Consider the following 25,661-nt stretch of genomic DNA (forward strand, 5'->3'; position numbering starts at 1 on the left):
GGAGACCTGCATGTTGCGCATCCTCCTGATCGACGACACCCCGAAGAAGGTCGGCCGGCTGCGCTGCGCCCTGATCGACGCCGGCTTCGACGTCATCGACGACCACGGTTCGATCATCGACCTGCCCGAGCGCGTCGAGGCCATCCGCCCCGATGTGGTGCTGATCGATACCGATTCGCCCAGCCGCGACGTCATGGAGCAGGTGGTGATGGTCAGCCGTGATCGCCCGCGCCCGATCGTGCTGTTCACCGAGGACGACCGCCCCGATGTGATGCGCCAGGCGATCCGCGCCGGGGTCAGCGCCTATATCGTCGAGGGCATCCAGGCGCAGCGGCTCAAGCCGATCCTCGAGGTGGCGATGGCCCGCTTCGAAAGCGATCAGGCGATCCGCGCACAGCTGCAGGCGCGCGACCAGCAGCTGGCCGATCGCAAGCGCATCGAGCAGGCCAAGGGCCTGCTGATGAAGATGCGCCACTGCAACGAGGAAGAGGCCTACACCCTGATGCGTCGTCAGGCGATGAGCCGTCAGCAGAAGCTGATCCAGGTCGCCGAGCAGATCATCGCCATGCACGAGCTGCTCGGGCAGTAGGCCATCGCGAGCTGGCACGCTTTCTGCTCTAACCAAGCCATCGGCGGCCAACGGCGGCTACCGATCAAGACAAAGGCGTCGTACCACCCTGCTCCGGCAGGCGTGTTGCGGCGCCTTTTTTTCGTTTGCCCCGATGCCGGGGCCGCGTTGATCGATGTGCCACCCGCAGAGGCAGCGACTGGCTGCACTGCCCCAATCTGGAACTGAACGATGAACACGAGCTTCTGGAAAGCCGGCCATACGCCGACCCTGTTTTGCGCCTTTCTCTATTTCGACCTGAGCTTCATGGTCTGGTACGTCCTCGGTCCGCTGGGCGTGCAGATCGCCGCGGATCTGGGCCTGACCACCCAGGAGCGGGCGATGATGGTCGCCACGCCAATCCTCTCCGGGGCGGTCCTGCGCCTGGTGCTGGGGATGCTGGCCGACCGCACGTCGCCAAAGACCGCCGGGCTGTTCGGCCAGGCCGTGGTGATCGCCGCGCTATTCGTCGCCTGGTACGCCGGCGTGCACAGCTACGGCCAGGCGCTGCTGCTCGGTCTGTTCCTCGGCATGGCGGGGGCATCCTTCGCCGTGGCACTGCCGCTGGCCTCGCAGTGGTACCCGGCGGAACACCAGGGCAAGGCCATGGGCATTGCTGGCGCCGGTAACTCCGGCACGGTGCTGGCAGCGCTGTTCGCACCGGTGCTGGCCTCGGCCTTCGGCTGGAACAACGTTTTCGGCCTGGCGCTGATTCCGCTGACGCTGACCTTCGCGATCTTCGCCCTGGCGGCAAGAAACGCACCGAACCGGCCGGCCCCCAAGTCCGTGGCGGATTACCTGAAAGCGCTCGGCGACCGCGACAGCTGGTGGTTCATGTTTTTCTACAGCGTGACCTTCGGCGGCTTTCTCGGCCTGGCCAGCACCCTGCCCGGTTACTTCCACGATCAGTACGGGTTCGACCCGGTCAAGGCCGGCTACTACACGGCCGCCTGCGTGTTCGCCGGCAGCCTGCTACGCCCGCTGGGCGGCGCGCTGGCCGATCGCATCGGCGGCATTCGTGCCCTGCTGGTGATGTACACCGTGGCGGCCATCTGCATCGCGGCGGTCGGCTTCAACCTGCCCAGCGCGACCGCTGCGCTGGTGCTGTTCGTGGTCGCCATGCTCAGCCTCGGCGCCGGTAACGGCGCGGTGTTCCAGCTCGTGCCGCAGCGCTTTTTCAAGGAGATCGGGGTGATGACCGGCCTGGTCGGCATGGCCGGCGGCATCGGCGGCTTCCTGCTTACCGCCGGGCTCGGCGCGGTCAAGCAGTCCACCGGCGATTACCAGCTCGGCCTCTGGCTGTTCGCGGCCCTCGGCGTGCTGGCCTGGTTCGGCCTGCATGGCGTCAAGCGTCGCTGGCGCACCACCTGGGGCTCGGCGGCAGTCACCGCGGCGCGGGTCTAGCCGCCTGCGCGAGCCGAGGGTGCGCACTGCGCACCCTCGATCCTTCCCGACCTGACGGAACCTTTCCATGCCCCTGCAGCTGAGCATTGGCGAAGCCACCGCCACCGGACCACGCCACGAAAACCAGGACGCCATGCGCATCGTCACTCCGGCACCGCCCCAGGCGGTCGCCAAGGGGTGTCTGTTTGCCCTGGCCGACGGCGTCAGCCAGTGCCTTGATGGTGGATTGGCGGCCCATGCGACGTTGCAGGCACTGGCTCAGGATTACTACGCCACGCCCGATACCTGGGCGGTGGCGCATTCGCTCGATCGCATCCTGGTCGCGCAGAACCGCTGGCTGCAAGCCAACGGCAACGGCGGGCCACTGCTCACCACACTCACGGCGCTGGTCCTGCGCGGCCGGCGCTTCACCCTCGCGCACGTCGGCGACTGCCGGGCCTATCGCTGGGATGGCCAACGGCTGGAGCGACTCAGCGAAGACCATGTCTGGGAACAACCAGACATGCAGCACGTGCTCAAACGCGCGCTGGGGCTAGATCAGCATCTGGTGGTCGACTACCGGGACGGCGACCTCGCCGCCGGCGACTGCTTCGCACTGCTCAGCGATGGCGTCTGGGCCAGCCTGGCCGAGACCGACATCGCGCACCTGTTGCGTGACCAGCCGGATCTGTCGCGCGCCGCTGCGGCACTGGTCAACCTGGCGCACAGCCAGGGTAGCCAGGACAACGCCAGCGCCTTGCTGGTGCGCATCGATTCGCTGCCCGAGGCGGCACTCGCCGACGCCCTGGCGCGCCTCGTACAGTGGCCGTTACCGCCTTTACTGAAACCGGGGCAGTTGTTCGAGGGTTGGCGGGTCGAGCGGCTGCTCGCCGAGTCGCGCCAGTCGCTGCTGTACCGGGTTCGGGACGCGGCCGGGCAGCCGTGGCTGCTCAAGACGCTGCCACCCAGCCGCCACGACGAAGCGGAAGCCGGCCCGGCCCTGCTGCAGGAGGAATGGTTTCTGCGCCGCGTGGCCGGGCGCAGCGTGCCGGAGCTGCACAGCCTGCCCCAACGCCAGCACCTGTACTACGTGCAGCGCGAATATGCGGGTGCCACGCTGGAACAGCGGCTACTCGAAGGCCCCTTGCCGCTGGCCGACTGGCTGGCTCTGGCGCCGCGTCTGATCAGCGCCGTCGGGCTGCTGCACCGGCGCAACATCCTGCATCGCGACATCAAGCCGGAGAATCTGCACCTGGGCGACGACGGCGAGCTGCGCCTGCTCGATTTCGGCCTGGCCTACAGCCCCGGATTGTCGACCGATCCGCCCAACGCTCTGCCCGGCACCCCGAGCTACCTGCCCCCGGAAGCCTTTGCCGGCGCAGCTCCGACCACCGCGCGCGATCTCTATGCCACGGGCGTGACCCTGTACCGCCTGCTGACCGGCCATTACCCCTATGGCGAGGTCGAGCCATTCCAGCGCCCGCGCTTCGGCCAACCCGTACCGGCCAGCCGCTACCGCCCCGACCTGCCCGGCTGGCTCGACGAATGGCTCGCCAGGTCGGTCGCAAGCGACCCGGGCGCACGCTTCGAAACCGCCGAGCAAGGGCTGCTGGAACTCGAGCAGGGGGAGCGCAAGGCGCTGAGCAACCGGCCACGGCCGTTGCTCGAGCGGGAGCCGTTGAAGGTCTGGCGCACGCTGGCCCTGCTATCGCTGCTGGGTAACCTGGCACTGCTGATCCTTCTTGCCGGGCGCGTCTGAAGGCCACGCACCAGCTCGGCTCAACGGGCCTCAAAAGAGTGCGCGCCAGGCGTAAAAAATGCGCAGCGGTCGGCGCAAAGGCCTGATTTGCGGCGCTTTGGCCAACTGGCACAGGTTCTGCTTGGTCAGAGCAGACAGACATCGCGCCGCGCTTCAACGGTGAAGCATGGCGCCCCCTTCGACGGGGACGGACAAAGGCGTCCTACCGGGAAACCGGTGGGACGCCTTTTTGTTTTTCGCCTTCGCAGGCACGGGCTTACGGAGAACGGCATGAACAGACCCAGACTCGTGGTGATCGGCAACGGCATGGCCGGGGTGCGCACCCTCGAAGAGCTGCTCGCCCTGGCACCGCAGCTGTACGACATCACCGTATTCGGTGCCGAGCCGCACCCGAACTACAACCGCATCCTGCTCTCGCCGGTACTGGCCGGCGAACAGGGCTTCAACGACATCGTGCTCAATGACCTGGACTGGTATCGCCATCACGGCATCGACCTGCGCCTGGGCCGGCGTGTCATCCGGATCGACCGCGCACGCCGCCGCGTCATCGCCGACGATGGCAGCGAAGCCGCTTACGACCGGCTGCTGATCGCCACCGGCTCGAGCCCCTTCATCCTGCCGATCCCGGGCAACACGCTGGCCGGGGTCATCGGTTACCGCGACATCGCCGACACCCAGGCGATGCTCGACGCCGCGCGCACCGGCCGCCACGCGGTCGTCATCGGCGGCGGCCTGCTGGGCTTGGAGGCGGCCAATGGCCTGGCGCAGCGCGGCATGCAGGTGACCGTGGTGCATCTGGGCGATTGGCTGCTGGAACGCCAGCTCGACCGCACCGCCGGTGAGCTGCTCCGGCAGTCGCTCGAGGCCCGCGGCCTGCGCTTTCGTCTCGCTGCGCAGACCGAGGCGCTGCTGGACGATGGCAACGGCCAGGTCACCGCGGTACGCCTGGGCGATGGCGAGCAGCTGCCGGCCGATCTGGTGGTGATGGCCGCGGGCATCCGGCCGAACAGCGCGCTCGCCGAAAGCGCCGGCCTGCCCTGCTCGCGCGGAGTTCTGGTCGATGACACGCTGCAGACCTTCGATCCGCGCATCTATGCCGTCGGCGAGTGCGCCAGCCATCGCGGGGTGGCCTATGGCCTGGTGGCGCCGCTCTACGAGCAGGCGCGCGTCTGCGCCAACCACCTGGCACGCCTCGGCCATGTTCGCTACGCAGGCTCGGTGACGGCCACCCGGCTCAAGGTCACCGGCATCGAACTGTTCTCCGCAGGCGACTTCATGGGGGCGGAGGGTACCGAGACGATCAGCCTGAGCGACCCGTTCGAGGGCATCTACAAGAAGCTCGTGCTCAAGGATGACGTGCTGGTCGGCGCCTGCCTGTATGGCGACACCACCGACTGCGCCTGGTACCTGGACCAGCTGCGCGAGGGCCGCCGCCTCGGCCAGTTGCGCGACGTGCTCGCATTCGGCGAGCAGGCGGTCGCGGCCCTCGGCGTGCCTTCCAACTGCCCTGGCGAGGCCTGCGCATGAGTTCGAGCACCCAGACGACGGCCTCGACCTGCTGTTACTGCGGCGTCGGTTGCGGCGTGCTGATCGAGCACGACGGGCAGCGCATCCTCGGCGTCGCTGGCGACCCGGCGCACCCGGCCAACTTCGGTCGTTTGTGCAGCAAGGGTTCGACCCTGCACCTGACCGGCGACCGGGACGCCCGCGCGCTATACCCCGAGTTGCGCCTGGGCAAGGGCCTCGGGCGCAACCGCACCGGCTGGGACAACGCACTGGAGCACGCCGCCGCAGTCTTCGCCAGCACCCTGGCCGAGCATGGGCCGGACAGCGTGGCGTTCTACGTCTCCGGCCAGCTGCTGACCGAGGACTACTACGCGTTCAACAAGTTGGCCCGGGCATTGGTGGGCACCCACAACATCGACTCCAATTCACGGCTGTGCATGTCCTCGGCAGTGGTCGGCTACAAGCGCAGCCTCGGCGCCGACGCCCCACCCTGCTCTTACGAGGACATCGAGCAGGCCGACGTGCTGCTCATCGCCGGCAGCAACATGGCCTATGCCCACCCGGTGCTGTTCCGTCGCCTGGAGGCAGCGAAGGCGGCGCGGCCGGAGATGCGCGTCATCGTCGTCGATCCACGCCGCACCGACACCGCCGAGCTGGCCGACCTGCACCTGAGCATTCGCCCGGGCTCCGACGTGGCCCTGTTTCATGGCCTGCTGTACCTGCTGCTGCGCGAAGGCTGGATCGACAGCGCCTTCATCGCGGCGCACACCGAGGGCTTCGGATCGCTTGCCGCCCTGGTACACGACTACCCTCCGGCCCGCGTCGCCGAGCTGTGCGGTATCACGCCTGAGCAATTGTTCGATTGCGCCAGGATGATCGGCCTGGCACCGAGCTTTCTCTCGCTGTGGTGCATGGGGCTGAACCAGTCCACCGCCGGTAGCGCGAAGAACAGTGCGCTGATCAACCTGCACCTGGCCACCGGACAGATCGGCCGCCCCGGCTGCGGCCCCTTCTCGCTCACCGGCCAGCCGAACGCCATGGGCGGACGCGAGACCGGAACCCTGGCCAACCTGTTGCCCGGTCATCGCGATGCGGCCAACCCCAGGCACCGCGCCGAGGTTGCGGCGTACTGGGGAATCGAGCGCCTGCCGGAGGTGCCCGGCCTGCCTGCCGTCGAGCTGTTCGATGCGGTCCGCAGCGGGCGAATCAAGGCCCTGTGGATCGTCTGTACCAACCCTGCGCAGTCGCTGCCGGACCAGCACGCCGTCCATCAGGCGCTGGCCACGTGCCCTTTCGTCGTGGTGCAGGAAGCCTTCGCCACCACCGAAACCTGTCGCTATGCCGATCTGCTGCTGCCGGCGGCGAGCTGGGGCGAGAAGGCAGGCACCGTGACCAATTCCGAGCGCCGCATCAGCCCAGTGCGTGCAGCCGTCAGCGCACCCGGCGAGGCGCGCCCGGACTGGGCCATCGCCTGCGATTTCGCCCGCCGCCTGGAGCGGCACCTGCGTCCGGGGCGGCCGAGCCTGTTCGCCTTCGAACGTGCCGAGCAGCTCTACGACGAGTATCGCCAGCTGACCGCCGGGCGCGATCTGGACTACAGCGGCCTGTCGCGGGCCCAGCTCGAGCGTCTCGGCCCGCAGCAATGGCCGTTTCCCGCCAGTGCCGAACGCGGTACGCCACGCCTGTACGCCGACGGCCGCTTCCCCACCGAGTCGGGGCGCGCGCGCTTCGTGGCCGACCCCTTCGTGTCGGCGGCCGAAGGCGCCGATTCGGCCTTTCCGCTGGTGCTCAATACCGGCCGACTGCGCGATCAATGGCACGGCATGAGCCGGACCGGCACCGCAGCGCAGCTGTTCGGCCACGTTGAACAGGCCTTGCTTGGCCTGCATCCCGACGATCTGGCCCGGGCGGGCCTGGCTGAGGGCGATCTGGTCCGCGTACGCAGCCGACGCGCCAGCCTGGTGCTGCCAGTACAGGTGGACGCCAGCCTGCAGCCAGGCCAGGCCTTTGTGCCGATGCACTGGGGCGACCGTTTTCTCGAGGGCCTGGGCGTCAATGCCTTGAGTTCGGCGGCCTGCGATCCGCTGTCGCGCCAGCCGGAACTCAAGCACGCCGCGGTCGCGATCGAGCCGGTCGCCCTGCCCTGGGCATTCTTCGCCTTGGTCGAGGGCGACGTGCAGCGGCGCCTGGAGGCGTTGCGCCCGCTGTTCAGAGGGCTGGCCTACGCCAGCTTCAGCCTGGCTGGCCGTGAACGCCCGGCGCTGGTGATCCGCGCCGCGGCCGAAGCGGCTCCAGCGGCAGCCCTGCTCGCCGCGATCGACCAGCAGTTGGGCTTGGTCGACGACCCGGTGCTCGTATACGAGGATCCGCAACGCGGCGTCGGCAAGCGTCTGCGTCTGAGCGACGGGCGTCTGGTGGCGCTGCGCCTGGCCGGCGAGACCGCTGCGCGCGACTGGCTCAAGGCGCTGTGGGCGCGCGGCAGCATCGAGCCCGGTCTGCGTCGCTGGCTGCTCGCTCCGCTCAGCACTCCGCCCGGCGTACTGCCCGAGCGCGATCCGACGATCTGCAATTGCCTGAACATCGGACGACGCAGCATCTGCGACGGCATTGCCCGTGGCCTCGATCTGCTCGAGCTGCAGCGCAGCCTGGGGTGCGGTACCCGCTGCGGCTCCTGCGTACCGGAAATCAAGCGCCTGCTGGCGCAACTACCCCTGGCCGAGAGCGCCTGAACGACACAGTGCCCGGATGGCCGGGCAAGAGAGGCAGAAATGAACAGTGCAAAAGTCTGGCTGGTCGGCGCCGGCCCGGGCGATCCGGAACTGCTGACGCTCAAGGCGGTACGCGCGCTCGCCGAGGCGCAGGTGGTGCTGATCGACGATCTGGTCAACCCGGCGGTGCTGGCGCACTGCCCGCAGGCACGGGTGATTCCGGTCGGCAAGCGCGGCGGCTGTCGTTCGACGCCCCAGGCGTTCATCCACCGTCTGATGCTGCGCTACGCGCGCCAGGGTCGCTGCGTGGCACGCCTGAAGGGCGGCGACCCCTGCATTTTCGGGCGTGGCGGCGAGGAAGCCCAGTGGCTGGAAGCACGCGGCATCGAGGTCGAAGTGGTCAACGGCATTACCGCCGGACTGGCCGGCGCCACCCGTTGCGGCATTGCGCTGACCCACCGCGGCGTAGCCCGCGGCGTCACGCTGGTCACCGCGCATACCCAGGACGACAGCGAACTGCATTGGCAGGCGTTGGCGCAGAGCGGCACCACCCTGGTCGTCTACATGGGCGTCGCGCGCCTGCAGCAGATCCGCAGCGGCCTGCTGGCCGGCGGCCTGGCGCCAGACACACCGGTGGCGATGATCGAGAATGCCTCGCTGCCGCAGCAGCGCGAGGTGCGTTCGACCCTGGTGCGGATGCACGAGGACGCCTTGGCATCGTCGCTCAAGAGCCCGGCCGTGCTGGTCATCGGCGAGGTCGCGGCCCTCAGCGACGCGACTGGCGCCTCGCTGGCGACGCGCGCGGCTTCCTGAGGTCGCGCTCAGCCACCACGGAACAGGCGCTCGACGTCTTCGCGCAAGCACAGCTGCGTGCCCGGTCGCATCACCGTGGCCGCACCGGCCGCCACGCCGTAGCGCACTGCATCGCCCAGCTCGCGCCCCTGCGCCAGGGCGAGTACGACGGCGCCGAGCATGCTGTCGCCGGCTCCCACTGCGCTGACCATGGGCACCGAGGGAGCAGCGATCCGCTCCAGCCGGTCGCCCGTGGCATACAGTGCGCCAGCGGCGCCCAGGGAAAGCACGATGACCTCGGCGGCCCCGGCGGCGATCAGCTCGCGCAACGCCCCCTCCTGCTCGCGCTCACTCTCGGGCATTCGCCCGATGAGCGAGGCCAGTTCGTTCAGGCTGGGCTTGATCAGGTAGGCGCCACCCCGTCGCGCGGCATACGCCAGCGGCTCGCCGGAGAGATCGACGACCAGGCGGGCGCCGACCTGCCCGGCCAGGGCCAGTAACTCGTCGAAGAAAGAGGGCTCGATGCCCGGCGTGAAACTGCCGCTGACCACCAGATAGGCCGGCGCCGGATGCAGCCCACGCAAGGCGGCCAGACAACCGAGCCGTTCCTGCTCGCTCAGGCGCGGCCCGGGCAGCACGAAGCGGTACTGCAGCCCGCTCGCCTGCTCATCGACGGTAAAGCTCTCGCGCGTGTCGCCGCTGATCGCCACCGGAAGGTGCGCCAGGCCAATGGCGTCCAGCGCTCGGCGCAACATCTCCCCGAATGGGCCACCGGCCGGGTAAACGGCGAGCGCGTCGCCGCCCAGCGTGCTCACCACCCGCGCGACGTTGATCCCACCACCGCCGGGATCGTGTCGGGGCGCGGAACAGCGCAGCTTCTCGGTCGCGACGACCCGCGGCGTACGCACCGCCAGGTCCATGGCCGGATTTAACGTCAAGGTTGCGATGCGCGTCATCGAGCGCTCCATTGGCTGGCGGCGATAGGCTCAAGCCTATCAGCTCGATCAGCGCAGGGCCCCTCAGCGACGCGTGATCAGGCCTTGCCGTGCGATGCGGGTCAGGTCGCGTATGCATTCCTCCAGGCGCTCGGCCGAAGGCGCCTGGACCACCGCCAGGTCGAAACTGTCATCAGCAAAACGGGCGAGCGATTCGTCGGCACCGGCAAACTGGATGAGCAGCGCACGGGAGCGGCTGTTGCGCCGCGGCCAGCCATCCAGATAGCGCAGCAACGAAGGCTGGTGCGAGCCGCCGAGAAGAACCTTGGGATTGCTGCGAACGAGCCCGCTGGTGATGGGGGCCAGACGAAGTTGTGCGTGTGATGCATTCATGCTGAAGGAATTCCGCCTCACCTGTTCCGCTGGACAGCGGTGGGAGGCTTCACCGGAACCAGCGCTTTAGCGGTATTTCGGAACCGGTCGGTCCCTGGCGCCCCGCAAGTAGCTGACTAAATCGGCGCAAGGCGGAACTGTAGGCAGCCGCCACGGCGGCTGTCAACGGCCAGGTGCCACCTGCCGAGCCTGGCCGACGCTCCGTTCGTCCGGAGGATAGGCGCTACTACTTTCGGGTTGGCATTGGCCGACTACGCTTGCCGCATCGGAGCGGGCAAACCCGCGCCCGGCCTGCTACCGGCGCGCTAAAGCGCCTGGAGAACCGTTTAGGCCTTATTGCTTAAATCAATCAGCCGATAAAAATAGTTCAATAAGATTCATACAGAAACATGTACTTACTTTTTGTCTGCGCATAGAATGCCCGCCCATCAAAGAGTTGCGACGCATAGCCGCAGTCGCGAACTGGACATACATAAGCCGTTCCTTTAAGGAGCCCGGCATGCCTGATGTATCCCTGGCCCATCATTGGGGCTTTGCAGTCTTTCTCCTCGGCGTCTTCGGTCTGTGCGCCTTCATGCTCGGCGTCTCCAGCCTGCTCGGCAGCAAGGCCTGGGGTCGTAGCAAGAACGAACCCTTCGAATCCGGTATCGTCCCCACAGGCGGTGCGCGCCTGCGCCTGTCGGCGAAGTTCTACCTGGTCGCCATGCTCTTCGTGATCTTCGACGTCGAAGCGCTCTACCTTTTTGCCTGGGCTGTCTCGGTACGCGAAAGCGGCTGGGCGGGCCTCATTGAAGCAACCGTATTCATAGCAATTCTGTTGGCGGGTCTTGTCTACCTGTGGCGGATCGGCGCGCTCGATTGGGCGCCGGCGAGCCGTCGTGCGCGGCAGGCGAAGCTAAAACAATGAGGCTCTTCACATGCAATACAAACTCACCCGGATCGATCCGGATGCGGTCGTCGACCGCTATCCGATCGGCCAGCAGGAGACTGTTGCCGACCCGCTAGAAGGACAAGTCCATCGCAACATCTACATGGGCAAGCTCGAGGACGTGCTGAGCGATGCGGTCAACTGGGGACGCAAGAACTCCCTGTGGCCGTACAACTTCGGCCTGTCGTGCTGCTACGTGGAGATGACGACTGCCTTCACTGCGCCCCATGACATCGCCCGCTTCGGCGCCGAAGTGATTCGTGCCTCGCCGCGTCAGGCCGACTTCATGGTCATTGCCGGTACCTGCTTCATCAAGATGGCGCCGATCATCCAGCGCCTCTACGAACAAATGCTCGAGCCCAAGTGGGTCATTTCCATGGGTTCTTGCGCCAACTCCGGTGGTATGTACGACATCTACTCGGTCGTTCAGGGGGTCGACAAGTTCCTCCCCGTGGACGTGTACATACCGGGCTGTCCGCCCCGTCCCGAGGCGTTCCTGCAAGGCTTGCAGCTCTTGCAGGAATCCATCGGCAAGGAGCGGCGACCGCTGTCCTGGGTCGTCGGCGATCAAGGCATCTATCGTGCCGAGATGCCCTCGCAGAAGGAACAGCGACGCGAACAGCGCATCCAGGTTACCAACCTGCGCAGCCCCGACGACGTGTGAACCCCACCGGCCTGCCCGCAAGGCAAGGCCGGCTCGCACCCCGACGTTGACCCATAGCGACCGAGACCATGACTGCAGACCGTGCTCTGTACATCCCGCCTTACAAGGCTGACGACCAGGATATCGTCGTCGAACTGAACGCGCGCTTCGGCGCCGAGACCTTCACTCTGCAGCCGTCGCTGACCGGCATGCCGGTGCTCTGGGTGCCGCGCGAGCGCCTGCTCGAAGTGCTCGGGTTCCTGCGCCAGGTGGCCAAGCCCTATGTGATGCTCTACGACCTGCATGGCGTCGATGAGCGCCTGCGTACGCACCGCCAGGGCCTGCCCGACGCCGACTTCAGCGTGTTCTACCACCTGATGTCGCTGGAACGTAACAGCGACGTGATGATCAAGGTGGCACTGAAGGAAAGCGACCTCAGCCTGCCGACTGCCACGTCCGTCTGGCCCAACGCCAACTGGTACGAGCGCGAAGTCTGGGACATGTACGGCATCGACTTCCGCGGCCATCCGCACCTGGCGCGCATGCTGATGCCGCCGACCTGGGAAGGCCACCCGCTGCGCAAGGACTACCCGGCGCGCGCCACCGAGTTCGACCCCTACGCGCTGAACGCCGCCAAGCAGGACCTGGAGCAGGAAGCCCTGCGCTTCAAGCCCGAGGACTGGGGCATGAAGCGCGGCAGCGAGCATGAGGACTACATGTTCCTCAACCTCGGCCCGAACCATCCCTCGGCACACGGGGCCTTCCGCATCATCCTGCAGCTCGACGGCGAGGAAATCGTCGATTGCGTGCCGGAGATCGGCTACCACCACCGCGGCGCCGAGAAGATGGCCGAGCGGCAGAGCTGGCACAGCTTCATCCCCTACACCGACCGCATCGACTACCTCGGCGGGGTGATGAACAACCTGCCCTACGTGCTCGCGGTGGAAAAGCTCGCCGGTATCAAGGTGCCTGCGCGCGTCGATTTCATCCGCGTGATGATGGCCGAGTTCTTCCGCATCCAGAACCACCTGCTGTACCTGGGCACCTACATCCAGGACGTCGGCGCCATGACGCCGGTGTTCTTCACCTTTACCGACCGCCAGCGCGCCTACAAGGTGATCGAGGCGATTACCGGCTTTCGCATGCACCCGGCCTGGTATCGCATCGGCGGCGTCGCCCACGACCTGCCGCGTGGCTGGGACCGCCTGGTGCGCGAGTTCCTCGACTGGATGCCCAAGCGCCTGGCCGAGTACGAAAAGGCGGCGCTGAAGAACAGCATCCTGCGCGGGCGCACCATCGGCGTGGCCGCCTACAACACCAGGGAAGCGCTGGAATGGGGCGTCACCGGCGCCGGCCTGCGCGCCACCGGGCTGGATTTCGACCTGCGCAAGACGCGGCCGTATTCGGGCTACGAGCACTTCGAGTTCGAGGTACCGCTGGCCGCCAATGGCGATGCCTACGACCGCTGCATGGTGAAGATGGGCGAGATGCGCGAAAGCCTCAGGATCATCGAGCAGTGCCTCAAGCACATGCCCGAGGGGCCGTACAAGGCGGACCATCCGCTGACCACGCCGCCGCCGAAGGAGCGCACGCTGCAGCACATCGAGACCATGATCACCCACTTCCTGCAGGTCTCCTGGGGCCCGGTAATGCCGGCCAACGAAAGCCTGCAGATGATCGAAGCGACCAAGGGCATCAACAGCTACTACCTGACCAGCGACGGCAGCACCATGAGCTACCGCACGCGCATCCGCACGCCCAGTTTCCCGCACCTGCAACAGATTCCCTCGGTGATCCGCGGCAGCATGGTCGCGGATCTGATCGCCTACCTGGGCAGCATCGATTTCGTCATGGCCGACGTGGACCGCTGATATGAGCACGCTTATCAAGACCGACCGTTTCGTTCTCAGCGACGCCGAGCGCACGGCCATCGAGCACGAGATGCACCACTACGAAGACCCGCGCGCGGCCAGCATCGAAGCGCTGAAGATCGTGCAGAAGCAGCGCGGCTGGGTGCCCGACGGCGCCGCCGATGCCATCGGCGAGCTGCTCGGCATTCCGGCGAGCGACGTCGAGGGCGTGGCCACCTTCTATAGCCAGATATTCCGCGTGCCGGTCGGGCGCCACATCATCCGCGTCTGCGACAGCATGACCTGCTACATCGGCGGCCACGAATCGATCCTCGGCGCCATCGAGCAGCAGCTCGGCATCGCGCCGGGCCAGACCACCGCCGACAACCGCTTCACCCTCATCCCGGTGTGCTGCCTGGGCAACTGCGACAAGGCCCCGGCGCTGATGATCGACGACGACACCTACGGCGACGTCAGCGCCGCCGGCGTCGCCGCCCTGCTGGAGGCCTACCCATGACCCGAGCGCTCGCCTCCCTCGGCCCGGCCAACCGCGCCGCCCGCCACGAGGAAACCCATCCGCTGACCTGGCGTCTGCGCGACGACGGCCAGCCGGTCTGGCTCGAGGAATACCAGCAGAAGAACGGCTACGCCGCCGCACGCAAGGCGCTGGCCGAAATGGCTCAGGCCGACATCGTCCAGCAGGTCAAGGAATCCGGCCTGAAGGGTCGCGGCGGCGCGGGTTTCCCCACCGGCGTGAAGTGGGGCCTGATGCCCGCCGACGAATCGCTGAACATCCGCTACCTCTTGTGCAATGCCGACGAGATGGAGCCCAACACCTGGAAGGACCGGTTGCTCATGGAGCAGCTGCCGCACCTCCTGGTCGAGGGCATGCTGATCAGCGCCCGCGCGCTGAAGGCCTACCGCGGCTACATCTTCCTGCGTGGCGAGTACGTCGACGCGGCGCGCAACCTCAACCGCGCCATCGAGGAAGCCAAGGCCGCCGGCCTGCTCGGCAAGAACATCCTCGGCAGCGGCTTCGATTTCGAGCTGTTCGTGCACACCGGTGCCGGGCGCTACATCTGCGGTGAAGAAACCGCACTGATCAATTCGCTCGAAGGCCGCCGCGCCAACCCGCGCGCCAAGCCGCCCTTCCCCGCCGCCGTCGGCGTCTGGGGCAAGCCGACCTGCGTGAACAACGTCGAGACGCTATGCAACGTGCCGGCGATCATCGGCCACGGCGTCGACTGGTACAAATCGCTCGCCCGCCCCGGCAGCGAAGACATGGGCACCAAGCTCATGGGCTTCTCCGGCAAGGTGAAGACCCCCGGCATCTGGGAAGTACCGTTCGGCATCAGCGCCCGCGAGCTGTTCGACGACTACGCCGGCGGCATGCGCGACGGCTATACGCTCAAATGCTGGCAACCCGGCGGCGCCGGTACCGGCTTCCTGCTGCCCGAGCACCTCGAGGCGCAGATGTACGCCGGCGGTATCGGCAAGGTCGGCACGCGCATGGGCACCGGCCTGGCGCTGGCGGTCGACCAGACCGTGAACATGGTGTCGCTGCTGCGCAACATGGAGGAGTTCTTTGCCCGCGAGTCTTGCGGCTGGTGCACCCCTTGCCGCGACGGCCTGCCCTGGAGCGTGAAGATCCTGCGTGCGCTCGAGCGCGGCCAGGGCAGCGAACAGGATATCGCCACGCTCCTGCAGCTGGTCGACTTCCTCGGCCCGGGGCGCACCTTCTGCGCCCACGCACCGGGTGCCGTCGAGCCGCTGGGCAGCGCGGTGAAGTATTTCCGGGACGAGTTCGAGGCCGGCGTCGCCAGACAGGCGAGCGCCCGCCCCGAGCCGGCCCTCGGTAGCTGAGATCGATCCGGTGAGCGCACGCATCGGCGAGAAGTTGGCCCAGGCCATTGCCTCGCCTGCCGGCGCCACCGGCCAAGCCTTTCCCATTAGCCTGGCCCGCCTTGCGGGTAAGAAGAAGATCCAATGGCCACCATCCACGTAGACGGCAAAGCCTACGAGGTCGACGGGGCGGACAACCTGCTGCAGGCCTGTCTGTCGCTCGGTCTCGACATTCCCTATTTCTGCTGGCACCCGGCGCTCGGCAGCGTCGGCGCCTGCCGACAGTGTGCGGTCAAGCAGTACCAGGACGAAAACGACACCCGCGGTCGCCTCGTCATGTCCTGCATGACCCCTGCGACCGACAAGACCTGGATCAGCATCGACGACGAGGAAGCCAAGGCCTTCCGCGCCAGCGTCGTCGAGTGGCTGATGATCAACCATCCGCATGACTGCCCGGTGTGCGAGGAAGGCGGCCACTGTCACCTGCAGGACATGACGGTGATGACCGGCCACAACAAGCGCCGCTACCGCTTCACCAAACGCACACATCAGAACCAGGAGCTCGGCCCGTTCATCGCCCACGAGATGAACCGCTGCATCGCCTGCTACCGCTGCGTGCGCTACTACAAGGATTACGCCGGGGGCACCGATCTCGGCGTTTTCGGCGCGCATGACAACGTCTATTTCGGCCGCGTCGAGGATGGCGTGCTGGAAAGCGAGTTCGCCGGCAACCTCACCGAGGTCTGCCCGACCGGCGTGTTTACCGACAAGACCCACTCCGAGCGCTACACCCGCAAGTGGGACATGCAGTTCGCGCCGAGCATCTGCCAGCAGTGCGCAGCCGGCTGCAACATCAGCCCCGGCGAGCGTTACGGCGAGATCCGCCGCATCGAAAACCGCTTCAACGGCGAGGTCAACCACTATTTCCTTTGCGACCGCGGCCGCTTCGGCTATGGCTACGTCAACCGCAAGGACCGTCCGCGCCAGCCGCTGCTGGTCAAGGAGAACCAGGTGCTGGGCGTAGACGCCGCCCTGGACAAGGCCGCCGACCTGCTGGCCCGCCACCGTCTGATCGGCATCGGTTCGCCGCGCGCCAGCCTGGAGAGCAACCATGCCCTGCGCGAGCTGGTTGGCGCTGAGCATTTCTATTCCGGCATCGCCGCCGCCGAGCTGGAGAACCTGCTGCTGATCCGCGATATCCTGCGCGACGGCCCGCTGCCGACGCCGTCGATGCGTGAAATCGAGGAGCACGATGCCGTGTTCGTCCTCGGCGAAGACCTGACCCAGACCGCCGCGCGCCTGGCGCTGGCCCTGCGCCAGGCCGTCAAGGGCAAGGCCACCGAAATCGCCGCCCAGGCGAAGATCCCCGAGTGGCACCAGGCGGCGGTACAGAACGTCGCCCAGCACGCGCTGAGCCCGCTGTTCATCGCCAGCGTCAGCGAAACGCGGCTGGACGATGTGGCTTGCGAAACGGTCCAGGCCGCCCCCGACGACCTGGCCCGTCTGGGCTTTGCCGTTGCCCATGCCATCGACCCCAGCGCCCCGGCCGTCGCCGGGCTCGACGAGGAGGCACGGCAACTGGCCGGGCGCATCGCCGAAGCCCTGCTCGCGGCCAAGCGCCCGCTGGTGGTCTCCGGCGCTTCGCTCGGTTCGCGCGCATTGATCGAAGCCGCCGCGAACATCGCCCAGGCCCTGGCCAACCGCGCGAAGGCCGGCTCGCTCAGCCTGGTAGTGCCCGAGGCCAACAGCCTGGGCCTGGCCTTGATGCTCGAAGGCGACAGCACCGATCGCTCGCTCGACGCCGCGCTGCGCGCGCTGGTCGGCGGCCAGGCCGCCGCTGTACTGGTATTGGAAAACGACCTCTACCGCCGCGCGGATCGCGCCGCCGTCGATGCCGCGCTGGATGCGGCCCAAGTAGTCATCGTCGCCGACCACCAGCAGACCGAGACCGCCGCGCGCGCCGACCTGCTGCTGCCGGTGGCCAGCTTCGCCGAGGGCGACGGCACCCTGGTCAGCCAGGAGGGTCGCGCGCAGCGCTTCTTCCAGGTCTATGAGCCGAGCTACTACAACGCCGACATCCGCGTGCGCGAAGGCTGGCGCTGGCTGCATGCGCTGCACTCGACGCGCCAGCACCGCCCGGTGGACTGGACGCAGCTGGACCAGGTCACCGAGGCCTGCGCCGCCGCCCATCCGCAGCTGGCCGGCATCCGCAACGCCGCGCCAAAGGCGGACTTCCGCATCAAGGGCCTGAAGCTCGCCCGCGAGCCGCATCGCTACAGCGGCCGTACGGCGATGCGGGCCAACATCAGCGTGCACGAGCCGCGCCAGCCGCAGGACCCGGATTCGGCCTTCGCCTTTTCCATGGAAGGCTACGCCGGCAGCGCCGAGGACCGACAGCAGATTCCCTTCGCCTGGTCCCCGGGCTGGAATTCGCCGCAGGCCTGGAACAAGTTCCAGGACGAGGTCGGCGGCCACCTGCGCGCCGGTGATCCTGGCGTGCGCCTGATTCCCGCCGGCAGTGGCCGCCTGGGCTGGTTTGCGGTCAATGCACCCTTCGCCCCGGCTCGCGGCCAGTGGCAGGCGGTCGCCCTCCATCATCTGTTCGGCAGCGACGAAACCTCGGCCCTGGCCGCGCCGATCCAGGCGCGCATGCCCAAGCCCTATGTGGCCCTGAACGGCGCCGAGGCCGCACGCCTGGGCGTGAACGAGGGCGCGCTGCTCAGCTTCGAGTTGCGCGGCCAGCGCCTGCGTCTGCCGCTGCGCGTCCTCGACGACCTGCCGCTCGGGCTGGTCGGCCTACCCGTCGGCCTGCCGGGCGTTCCCGCGGCCTTCGCCGGCGCGACCGTCACCGCACTCGAGGAGGCTGCCCAATGAGCTGGCTCACGCCCGAACTCATCGCCGTGATCGTCCAGGTGCTCAAGGCCATCGTCATCCTTCTGGTGGTGGTGGTCGCCGGCGCACTGCTCAGCTTCGTCGAGCGCCGCCTGCTGGGCCTCTGGCAGGACCGCTACGGCCCGAACCGGGTCGGCCCGTTCGGCCTGTTCCAGCTCGCTGCGGACATGCTGAAGATGTTCTTCAAGGAAGACTGGACGCCACCTTTCGTCGACAAGCCGATCTTCACCCTGGCGCCGGTGGTGGCGATGAGTTCGCTGCTGATCGCCTTCGCCGTGGTGCCGGTGACGCCGACCTGGGGCGTGGCGGACCTGAACATCGGCCTGCTGTTCTTCTTCGCCATGGCCGGGTTGACGGTGTATGCGGTGCTCTTCGCCGGCTGGTCGAGCAACAACAAGTTCGCCCTGCTCGGCAGCCTGCGCGCCTCGGCGCAGACGGTGTCCTACGAGGTGTTCCTCGGCCTGTCGCTGATGGGCATCGTCGCCCAGGTCGGCTCGTTCAACATGCGCGACATCGTCGAGTACCAGCAGCAGCACCTGTGGTTCATCATCCCGCAGTTCCTCGGCTTCGCGACCTTCTTCATCGCCGGTGTCGCGGTGACCCACCGCCACCCGTTCGACCAGCCCGAGGCCGAGCAGGAGCTCGCCGACGGCTACCACATCGAATACGCGGGCATGAAGTGGGGCATGTTCTTCGTCGGCGAGTACATCGGCATCGTGCTGGTCTCAGCGCTGTTGACCACGCTGTTCTTCGGCGGCTGGCACGGCCCGTTCCTTGAGGCGCTGCCCTGGCTGTCGTTCTTCTGGTTCGCGCTCAAGACCGGCTTCTTCATCATGGTCTTCATCCTCTTGCGCGCCTCGATCCCGCGGCCGCGCTACGACCAGGTGATGGCCTTCAGCTGGAAGTTCTGCCTGCCGCTGACCCTGATCAACCTGCTGGTGACCGGCGCGCTCGTGCTGGCCGCGCAGTAAGGAGAGGACGCAATGTTCAAGTACATCGGCGAGGTGCTGCACGGCACCTACACCCAATTGCGCAGCCTGGTGATGGTCTTCGGCCATGCCTTCCGCAAGCGCGACACCCTGCAATACCCCGAAGAACCGGTCTACCTGCCGCCACGCTACCGCGGTCGCATCGTGCTGACCCGCGACCCCGACGGCGAGGAGCGCTGCGTGGCCTGCAACCTCTGTGCGGTGGCCTGCCCGGTCGGCTGTATCTCGCTGCAGAAGGCCGAGACCGAGGACGGCCGCTGGTACCCGGAATTCTTCCGCATCAACTTCTCGCGCTGCATCTTCTGCGGCCTGTGCGAGGAGGCCTGCCCGACCACCGCGATCCAGCTGACCCCGGACTTCGAGATGGGCGAGTACAAGCGTCAGGACCTGGTCTACGAAAAGGAAGACCTGCTGATCTCCGGCCCCGGCAAGAACCCGGACTACAACTTCTACCGCGTCGCCGGCATGGCCATCGCCGGCAAGCCCAAGGGCGCGGCCCAGGCCGAGGCCGAGCCGATCAACGTCAAGGGGTTGCTGCCATGACCCCGTGCCGTATCGCTTGCCTGCTCCGCTCCGTCAGGCGCCCCGCACCGGGTGCGCCTGTGGCCTTCGCGTCGAGGACCTGACCCATGGAATTCGCCTTCTACTTCGCCTCCGGCGCGGCGGTGGTGGCCACCCTTCGGGTGATCAGCGCCAGCAACCCGGTGCATGCCCTGCTCTATCTGGTCATCTCGCTGCTGGCGGTGGCCATGTGCTTCTTCTCCCTCGGTGCGCCCTTTGCCGGCGCGCTGGAGATCATCGTCTACGCCGGCGCCATCATGGTGCTGTTCGTCTTCGTCGTGATGATGCTCAACCTCGGCCCAGCGGTGGCGCAGCAGGAACGCGCCTGGCTGACGCCAAAGGTCTGGCTGGGACCTTCGTTGCTGTCCGCCGTTCTGCTCGCGCAACTGCTCTATGTGCTGTTCAGCGAGCCGAGCAACGCCACCCTGGCCGCAACCAGCATCGAGCCCAAGCAGGTTGGCGTCGCCCTGTTCGGCCCCTACCTGCTGGCCGTCGAACTGGCCTCGCTGCTGCTGCTCGGCGCGCTGGTCGCCGCCTATCACCTGGGCCGTCACGAGGCGAAGGAGTAACGCATGCAAGCCATACCGCTCGAACACGGCCTGGCCGTCGCCGCCGTGCTGTTCTGCCTGGGCCTGGTGGGCCTGATGGTGCGCCGCAACATCCTGTTCATGCTGATGAGCCTGGAAATCATGATGAACGCCGCGGGCCTGGCGTTCGTTGTGGCCGGTAGCCGTTGGGGCCAGCCGGATGGGCAGATCATGTTCATCCTGGTAATCACCCTGGCCGCGGCCGAGGCGGCCATCGGCCTGGCGATCCTGCTGCAGCTGTACCGCCGCTTCAACACCCTCGACGTCGACGCCGCAAGCGAGATGCACGGATGAACCTACTACCCCTGACCTTCGCGTTCCCGCTGCTGGGCTACTTTCTGCTCGCCTTCTCGCGCGGGCGGCTGTCGGAAAACCTTGCGGCGATCATCGGCGTCGGCTCGGTGGGCCTCTCGGCCCTGACCAGCGCCTGGATCATCTGGCAGTTCAATGTCGCGCCGCCCGCCGCGGGCGTGCATACCCAGCTGCTCTGGCAATGGCTCGATGTCGCGGGCTTTCGCGCCGACATCGGCCTGCACCTGGATGGCCTGTCGCTGACCATGCTCGGCGTGGTCACCGGCGTCGGCTTTCTGATCCACCTGTTCGCCAGCTGGTACATGCGCGGCGAGGAAGGCTACTCGCGCTTCTTCGCCTACACCAACCTGTTCATCTTCAGCATGTTGCTGCTGGTACTCGGCGACAACCTGCTGCTGCTGTACTTCGGCTGGGAAGGCGTGGGCCTGTGCTCGTACCTGCTGATCGGCTTCTACTTCAAGGAACGCAAGAACGGCAACGCGGCGATGAAGGCCTTCATCGTCACCCGCGTCGGTGACGTGTTCATGGCCTTCGGCCTGTTCATCCTCTTCGTCCAGCTCGGCACGCTGAACATCCAGGAGTTGCTGACGCTGGCGCCGCAGCGCTTCGCCGAAGGCGACCTGTGGATCACCCTGGCGACCCTGGCGCTGCTCGGCGGTGCGGTGGGCAAGTCCGCCCAGCTGCCGCTGCAGACCTGGCTGGCCGACGCCATGGCCGGCCCGACTCCGGTCTCGGCGCTGATCCACGCGGCGACCATGGTGACCGCCGGCGTATACCTGATCGCCCGCACCCACGGCCTGTTCCTGCTGGCGCCCGAAGTGCTCGAACTGGTCGGCCTGGTCGGCGCGGTGACGCTGGTGCTGGCCGGCTTCGCCGCGCTGGTGCAGACCGACATCAAGCGCATCCTCGCCTACTCGACCATGAGCCAGCTGGGCTACATGTTCCTCGCCCTTGGCGTGCAGGCCTGGGATGCAGCGATCTTCCACCTGATGACCCACGCCTTCTTCAAGGCGCTGCTGTTCCTCGCCTCGGGTGCGGTGATCCACGCCTGCCACCACGAGCAGAACATCTTCAACATGGGCGGGCTGTGGAAGAAGCTGCCGCTGGCCTACGCCAGCTTTGTCGTCGGCGGCTGCGCACTGGCCGCGCTGCCGCTGGTCACCGCCGGCTTCTATTCGAAGGACGAGATTCTCTGGGAGGCCTTCGCCAGCGGCCACCAGGGCCTGCTCTATGCGGGCCTGGCCGGTGCCTTCCTGACCTCGCTGTACACCTTCCGGCTGATCTTCACCGCCTTCCACGGCGAGGCGAAGACCCAGGCGCATGCCGGCCACGGCCTGGCCCACAACCTTCCGCTGGCGGTGCTGATCGTGCTGTCGACCTTCGTCGGTGCCTGGATCGCGCCACCACTGGCCGGCGTGCTGCCCGAGAGCCTCGGCCATGCCGGTGGCGAGGCCAAGCACAGCCTGGAGATCGCCTCCGGCGCCATCGCCCTGGCCGGCATCGTCCTCGCGGCGCTGCTGTTCCTCGGCCGGCGCAGCCTGGTCAACGCCGTCGCGCAGAGTGCCCCCGGCCGTCTGCTGGGTGCCTGGTGGTATGCCGCCTGGGGCTTCGACTGGCTTTACGACAAGCTCTTCGTGCAGCCCTACCTGCTGCTCTGCCGGCTGCTGGCGCGCGACCCGATCGACGCCACCATCGGCCTGGTTCCGCGCACCGCGCAAGGCAGCCACACGCTGCTCAGCCGCAGCGAAACCGGCCGACTGCGCTGGTATGCGGTGTCCCTCGTCGGCGGAGCAGTGCTACTGCTCGGCATCGTTCTGCTCTGACTTGCCCAAGGACCATCAATCGTGATTCTGCCCTGGCTAATCCTGATTCCCTTCATCGGTGGCCTGCTCTGCTGGCTGGTCGAGCGCTTCGACCAGACCCTGCCGCGCTGGATCGCCCTGTTCACCATGGCCCTGCTGTTCGGCCTGGGCCTCTGGCTCTGGGGCTCGGGTGACTACAGCTTCGCCCCGCGCCCGGACGCCGCCGCCAGCTGGCCGCTGGAGTTCAAGCACGTCTGGATCGAGCGTTTCGGCATCAACCTGCACCTGGCGCTGGACGGCCTGTCGCTGTTAATGATCCTGCTCACCGGCGTGCTCGGCGTGCTCTCGGTGCTCTGTTCGTGGAAGGAGATCCAGCGCCACGTCGGCTTCTTCCACCTCAACCTGATGTGGATTCTCGGCGGCGTGGTCGGCGTGTTCCTTGCGCTCGACCTGTTCCTGTTCTTCTTCTTCTGGGAAATGATGCTGGTGCCGATGTACTTCCTCATCGCGCTCTGGGGTCACAGCTCCAACGAAAACAAGCGTTCGCGGATCAACGCGGCGACCAAGTTCTTCATCTATACCCAGGCCAGCGGCCTGATCATGCTGGTCGCCATCCTCGGCCTGGTGCTGGTCAACTACAGCAACACCGGGGTACTGACCTTCGACTACGCCCTGCTGCTCAAAGCCCAGCTCGCCCCGGCGATCGAGTACCTGCTGATGCTCGGCTTCTTCATCGCCTTTGCGGTGAAGTTTCCCATCGTCCCGCTGCACGCCTGGCTGCCCGACGCCCACGCCCAGGCGCCGACCGCAGGCTCCGTCGACCTGGCCGGCATCCTGCTCAAGACCGCCGCCTACGGCATGATCCGCTTCGCCCTGCCGCTGTTCCCCAATGCCTCGGTGGAGTTCGCGCCGATCGCCATGGCGCTGGGCCTGATCGGCATCTTCTATGGCGCCCTGCTGTCGTTCGCGCAAAGCGACATCAAGCGCCTGGTGGCCTACTCGAGCATTTCGCACATGGGCTTCGTGCTCATTGGCATCTACTCGGGCAGCGAGCTGGCGCTGCAGGGCGCGGTCGTACTGATGATCGCCCACGGTCTGTCGGCCGCCGCGCTGTTCATCCTCTGCGGCCAGCTCTACGAGCGCCTGCATACGCGTGACCTGCGCGAGATGGGCGGCCTCTGGTCTCGGCTGCCGTGGCTGCCGGCGCTGAGCCTGTTCTTCGCCGCCGCCTCGCTCGGCCTGCCGGGCACCGGCAACTTCGTCGGCGAGTTCGTCGTGCTGTTCGGTGCCTTCGCCCAGGCGCCCTGGGTGGTGGTAATGGCGACGTTCGGCGTGGTGCTGGCCTCGATCTACTCTCTGGCGATGGTTCATCGCGCACATTTCGGCCCGGCCCGTAGCGACGCCGCACTGGCCGGCATGGACGCCCGCGAGGTCGGCATGATCCTGCTGCTCGCCGCGCTGCTGGTACTGCTCGGCGTCTATCCGCAGCCGGTCTTCGATACCTCGCTGGCGACCATGAACGGTGTGCAGCAGTGGATCGGATCCACCCTCTCCCCTCTCGTTTCGGCCCGGTAGTCGCGCTATGGAATTCACTGCACAACACTTCATCGCCCTGCTGCCGTTGCTGGTCGTCAGCGCCACCCTGGTGGTGGTGATGCTGGCGATCGCCTGGCGGCGCAACCATGGCCTGAGCTTCGTGCTCAGTGCCGCTGGCCTGGTACTCGCGCTGCTCTCGATCCCCGTCGCCCATCAGCCGGTGGCGCTGCAGGTCACCAGCCTGTTGCAGTTCGACAGCTTCGCCTACTTCTACATGGCGTTGATCCTGCTGGCGACGCTTGCCTGCGTGACCCTGGCGCACGCCTACCTGGGCGAGAAGCCCGGTGCCGAGGGTTTTCCCGGCAACCGCGAGGAGCTCTATCTGCTGATGCTGCTGTCGGCGGCCGGCGGCCTGGTACTGGTCTGCGCACGGCACCTGGCGGGCCTGTTCATCGGCCTGGAGCTGCTTTCGGTGCCGGTCTACGGGCTCGTCGCCTATGCCTTCTTCAACAGGCGCTCGCTGGAGGCCGGCATCAAATACATGGTGCTGTCGGCCGCCGGCAGTGCGTTCCTGCTGTTCGGCATGGCGCTGCTGTATGCCGAGTCCGGCAGCCTGGCGTTCGTCGAGATCGGCGCCAGCCTCGCCGCGCAGGGCGCCTCGCCGCTGGTCCAGGCCGGCATTGGCCTGATGCTGATCGGCCTCGGCTTCAAGCTCTCGCTCGTGCCCTTCCACCTGTGGACGCCGGACGTCTACGAGGGCGCGCCGGCGCCGGTCTCGGCATTCCTGGCCACGGCCAGCAAGGTCGCGGTGTTCGCCGTGCTGCTGCGCCTGTATCAGCTCTCACCGGCCACCAGCGGCGGCTGGCTGAACGATGCTTTGAGCCTCATCGCCATTGCCTCGATCCTCGGCGGTAACCTGCTGGCGCTGAACCAGAGCAACCTCAAGCGTCTGCTCGGCTACTCCTCCATCGCCCACTTCGGTTACCTGCTGGTGGCGCTGATCGCCAGCGATGGCCTGGCGGTGGAGGCCATCGGCGTCTACCTGGCCACCTATGTGCTTACCAGCCTCGGAGCCTTTGGTGTGATCACCCTGATGTCCAGCCCGTTCAAGGGCCGCGACGCCGATGCCCTGTACGAATACCGCGGGCTGTTCTGGCGCCGCCCTTACCTGACCGCAGTGCTCACGGTGATGATGCTGTCCTTGGCCGGTATTCCGCTGACGGCTGGCTTCATCGGCAAGTTCTACGTGGTGGCCACCGGTGTCGAGTCGCGCCAGTGGTGGCTGATCGGTGCGCTCATCGCCGGCAGCGCCATCGGCCTGTATTACTACCTGCGGGTGATGGTCACGCTGTTTCTCGTCGAGCCGGGGCTGCGCCGTCACGATGCGCCGTTCGACTGGGGCCAGCGTGCCGGTGGCGTGATGCTGCTGGCCATCGCACTGCTGGCGTTCTTCCTTGGCGTCTATCCCCAGCCGCTGCTGGAACTGGTGCAGCAGGCGGGTCTCGCGGCCCTCTGATTCACCCGCGCTGCAGCCAGAACGCCCCGCCCGTCGGGGCGTTCTGCTTTACGCATCAGCCCCGCTGCCGTTACCCCGTCATCCTGCCACCAGGTGAAGCGCAGGCGGCTCGCCCGGCGT

Annotated in this window: 20 protein-coding genes and 1 pseudogene; 19 read left to right on the forward strand and 2 right to left on the reverse strand. The window is 67.1% G+C overall.

Translation table 11 applies throughout. The features are described 5' to 3' along the window. Positions 1–10: 10 nt before the first annotated feature. The 6 genes and pseudogenes from CL52_RS11160 to cobA all read left to right on the forward strand — a co-directional run bounded on the left by CL52_RS11160 (position 11) and on the right by cobA (position 8,776). Complete coding sequence (locus CL52_RS11160; protein WP_041104994.1) at positions 11–589, forward strand: ANTAR domain-containing response regulator; 579 nt, start codon at positions 11–13, stop codon at positions 587–589. A gap of 210 nt (positions 590–799) precedes the next feature. Further along, positions 800–2,011 (forward strand): nitrate/nitrite transporter, encoded by a 1,212-nt coding sequence (locus CL52_RS11165; RefSeq protein ID WP_043220638.1) that lies wholly within the window; start codon positions 800–802, stop codon positions 2,009–2,011. A 67-nt stretch (positions 2,012–2,078) separates the two neighbouring features. Then, the gene (locus CL52_RS11170) at positions 2,079–3,749 is read left to right on the forward strand and encodes a bifunctional protein-serine/threonine kinase/phosphatase (RefSeq protein WP_043220641.1); all 1,671 of its coding nucleotides are present in this window, start codon (positions 2,079–2,081) and stop codon (positions 3,747–3,749) included. A 270-nt stretch (positions 3,750–4,019) separates the two neighbouring features. Then, positions 4,020–5,240: pseudogene (locus CL52_RS11175) on the forward strand (NAD(P)/FAD-dependent oxidoreductase); the annotation flags it as partial. 32 nt (positions 5,241–5,272) lie between these two features. After that, positions 5,273–7,984, forward strand: a complete 2,712-nt coding sequence (locus CL52_RS11180; protein ID WP_043220642.1) for a nitrate reductase — start codon at positions 5,273–5,275, stop codon at positions 7,982–7,984. Between the two features lie 39 nt (positions 7,985–8,023). Continuing rightward, a complete protein-coding gene (gene cobA, locus CL52_RS11185) occupies positions 8,024–8,776 on the forward strand; it encodes a uroporphyrinogen-III C-methyltransferase (protein WP_041104986.1) in 753 nt (250 codons plus the stop codon). Between the two features lie 8 nt (positions 8,777–8,784). Here cobA and CL52_RS11190 read toward each other — a convergent pair whose 3' ends face one another. Together CL52_RS11190 and CL52_RS11195 are read right to left on the reverse strand one after the other, a co-directional pair. After that, positions 8,785–9,711 (reverse strand): 1-phosphofructokinase family hexose kinase, encoded by a 927-nt coding sequence (locus CL52_RS11190; protein ID WP_043220643.1) that lies wholly within the window; start codon positions 9,709–9,711, stop codon positions 8,785–8,787. A 63-nt stretch (positions 9,712–9,774) separates the two neighbouring features. Further along, complete coding sequence (locus tag CL52_RS11195) at positions 9,775–10,083, reverse strand: hypothetical protein (protein WP_043220644.1); 309 nt, start codon at positions 10,081–10,083, stop codon at positions 9,775–9,777. Positions 10,084–10,582: 499 nt separating this feature from the next. Between CL52_RS11195 and CL52_RS11200 the strand changes: the two genes are divergently transcribed. From CL52_RS11200 to nuoN, 13 genes are all read left to right on the forward strand, one after another. After that, positions 10,583–10,990: an NADH-quinone oxidoreductase subunit A gene (locus CL52_RS11200; protein ID WP_041104981.1), complete on the forward strand. Its 408-nt coding sequence runs from the start codon at positions 10,583–10,585 to the stop codon at positions 10,988–10,990. Between the two features lie 10 nt (positions 10,991–11,000). Next, positions 11,001–11,675: a NuoB/complex I 20 kDa subunit family protein gene (locus CL52_RS11205; protein ID WP_041104979.1), complete on the forward strand. Its 675-nt coding sequence runs from the start codon at positions 11,001–11,003 to the stop codon at positions 11,673–11,675. A gap of 68 nt (positions 11,676–11,743) precedes the next feature. Then, positions 11,744–13,525, forward strand: a complete 1,782-nt coding sequence (nuoC, locus tag CL52_RS11210; protein ID WP_041104977.1) for an NADH-quinone oxidoreductase subunit C/D — start codon at positions 11,744–11,746, stop codon at positions 13,523–13,525. A gap of 1 nt (position 13,526) precedes the next feature. After that, positions 13,527–14,021 carry an NADH-quinone oxidoreductase subunit NuoE gene (nuoE, locus tag CL52_RS11215; protein ID WP_041104975.1) on the forward strand — a complete coding sequence of 165 codons (495 nt, stop codon included), beginning with the start codon at positions 13,527–13,529 and terminating at the stop codon, positions 14,019–14,021. Beyond that, positions 14,018–15,367, forward strand: coding sequence for an NADH-quinone oxidoreductase subunit NuoF (nuoF, locus tag CL52_RS11220; protein ID WP_043220647.1), 1,350 nt, complete (start codon positions 14,018–14,020; stop codon positions 15,365–15,367). The genes nuoE and nuoF overlap by 4 nt, the downstream gene beginning before the upstream one ends. Positions 15,368–15,490: 123 nt before the next feature. Further along, positions 15,491–18,220 (forward strand): NADH-quinone oxidoreductase subunit NuoG, encoded by a 2,730-nt coding sequence (gene nuoG, locus CL52_RS11225; protein ID WP_043220648.1) that lies wholly within the window; start codon positions 15,491–15,493, stop codon positions 18,218–18,220. Beyond that, positions 18,217–19,209, forward strand: coding sequence for an NADH-quinone oxidoreductase subunit NuoH (nuoH, locus tag CL52_RS11230; protein WP_043220650.1), 993 nt, complete (start codon positions 18,217–18,219; stop codon positions 19,207–19,209). The genes nuoG and nuoH overlap by 4 nt, the downstream gene beginning before the upstream one ends. A gap of 12 nt (positions 19,210–19,221) precedes the next feature. Continuing rightward, positions 19,222–19,770, forward strand: coding sequence for an NADH-quinone oxidoreductase subunit NuoI (gene nuoI, locus CL52_RS11235; RefSeq protein ID WP_041104969.1), 549 nt, complete (start codon positions 19,222–19,224; stop codon positions 19,768–19,770). 86 nt (positions 19,771–19,856) lie between these two features. Further along, entirely contained in the window at positions 19,857–20,357 is a 501-nt protein-coding gene (gene nuoJ / locus CL52_RS11240) for an NADH-quinone oxidoreductase subunit J (RefSeq protein ID WP_043220653.1), read from the forward strand. 3 nt (positions 20,358–20,360) lie between these two features. Continuing rightward, the gene (nuoK, locus tag CL52_RS11245) at positions 20,361–20,669 is read left to right on the forward strand and encodes an NADH-quinone oxidoreductase subunit NuoK (protein WP_041104965.1); all 309 of its coding nucleotides are present in this window, start codon (positions 20,361–20,363) and stop codon (positions 20,667–20,669) included. After that, positions 20,666–22,510 (forward strand): NADH-quinone oxidoreductase subunit L, encoded by a 1,845-nt coding sequence (gene nuoL / locus CL52_RS11250; protein ID WP_043220656.1) that lies wholly within the window; start codon positions 20,666–20,668, stop codon positions 22,508–22,510. Before nuoK ends, nuoL begins: the two co-directional genes overlap by 4 nt. A gap of 21 nt (positions 22,511–22,531) precedes the next feature. Next, the gene (nuoM, locus tag CL52_RS11255) at positions 22,532–24,064 is read left to right on the forward strand and encodes an NADH-quinone oxidoreductase subunit M (protein WP_043220658.1); all 1,533 of its coding nucleotides are present in this window, start codon (positions 22,532–22,534) and stop codon (positions 24,062–24,064) included. Positions 24,065–24,071: 7 nt separating this feature from the next. Continuing rightward, positions 24,072–25,541 (forward strand): NADH-quinone oxidoreductase subunit NuoN, encoded by a 1,470-nt coding sequence (gene nuoN / locus CL52_RS11260; protein ID WP_043220659.1) that lies wholly within the window; start codon positions 24,072–24,074, stop codon positions 25,539–25,541. Positions 25,542–25,661 lie beyond the last annotated feature (120 nt).

This window comes from Stutzerimonas balearica DSM 6083 (assembly GCF_000818015.1).
GTDB lineage: Bacteria > Pseudomonadota > Gammaproteobacteria > Pseudomonadales > Pseudomonadaceae > Stutzerimonas > Stutzerimonas balearica.

Bases quoted from the DNA above. Each gene is read 5' to 3' on its own strand.
- CL52_RS11160 (WP_041104994.1), top strand. From the start codon at position 11: ATGTTGCGCATCCTCCTGATCGACGACACCCCGAAGAAGGTCGGCCGG.
- CL52_RS11165 (WP_043220638.1), top strand. From the start codon at position 800: ATGAACACGAGCTTCTGGAAAGCCGGCCATACGCCGACCCTGTTTTGC.
- CL52_RS11170 (WP_043220641.1), top strand. From the start codon at position 2,079: ATGCCCCTGCAGCTGAGCATTGGCGAAGCCACCGCCACCGGACCACGC.
- CL52_RS11180 (WP_043220642.1), top strand. From the start codon at position 5,273: ATGAGTTCGAGCACCCAGACGACGGCCTCGACCTGCTGTTACTGCGGC.
- cobA (WP_041104986.1), top strand. From the start codon at position 8,024: ATGAACAGTGCAAAAGTCTGGCTGGTCGGCGCCGGCCCGGGCGATCCG.
- CL52_RS11190 (WP_043220643.1), bottom strand. From the start codon at position 9,711: ATGACGCGCATCGCAACCTTGACGTTAAATCCGGCCATGGACCTGGCG.
- CL52_RS11195 (WP_043220644.1), bottom strand. From the start codon at position 10,083: ATGAATGCATCACACGCACAACTTCGTCTGGCCCCCATCACCAGCGGG.
- CL52_RS11200 (WP_041104981.1), top strand. From the start codon at position 10,583: ATGCCTGATGTATCCCTGGCCCATCATTGGGGCTTTGCAGTCTTTCTC.
- CL52_RS11205 (WP_041104979.1), top strand. From the start codon at position 11,001: ATGCAATACAAACTCACCCGGATCGATCCGGATGCGGTCGTCGACCGC.
- nuoC (WP_041104977.1), top strand. From the start codon at position 11,744: ATGACTGCAGACCGTGCTCTGTACATCCCGCCTTACAAGGCTGACGAC.
- nuoE (WP_041104975.1), top strand. From the start codon at position 13,527: ATGAGCACGCTTATCAAGACCGACCGTTTCGTTCTCAGCGACGCCGAG.
- nuoF (WP_043220647.1), top strand. From the start codon at position 14,018: ATGACCCGAGCGCTCGCCTCCCTCGGCCCGGCCAACCGCGCCGCCCGC.
- nuoG (WP_043220648.1), top strand. From the start codon at position 15,491: ATGGCCACCATCCACGTAGACGGCAAAGCCTACGAGGTCGACGGGGCG.
- nuoH (WP_043220650.1), top strand. From the start codon at position 18,217: ATGAGCTGGCTCACGCCCGAACTCATCGCCGTGATCGTCCAGGTGCTC.
- nuoI (WP_041104969.1), top strand. From the start codon at position 19,222: ATGTTCAAGTACATCGGCGAGGTGCTGCACGGCACCTACACCCAATTG.
- nuoJ (WP_043220653.1), top strand. From the start codon at position 19,857: ATGGAATTCGCCTTCTACTTCGCCTCCGGCGCGGCGGTGGTGGCCACC.
- nuoK (WP_041104965.1), top strand. From the start codon at position 20,361: ATGCAAGCCATACCGCTCGAACACGGCCTGGCCGTCGCCGCCGTGCTG.
- nuoL (WP_043220656.1), top strand. From the start codon at position 20,666: ATGAACCTACTACCCCTGACCTTCGCGTTCCCGCTGCTGGGCTACTTT.
- nuoN (WP_043220659.1), top strand. From the start codon at position 24,072: ATGGAATTCACTGCACAACACTTCATCGCCCTGCTGCCGTTGCTGGTC.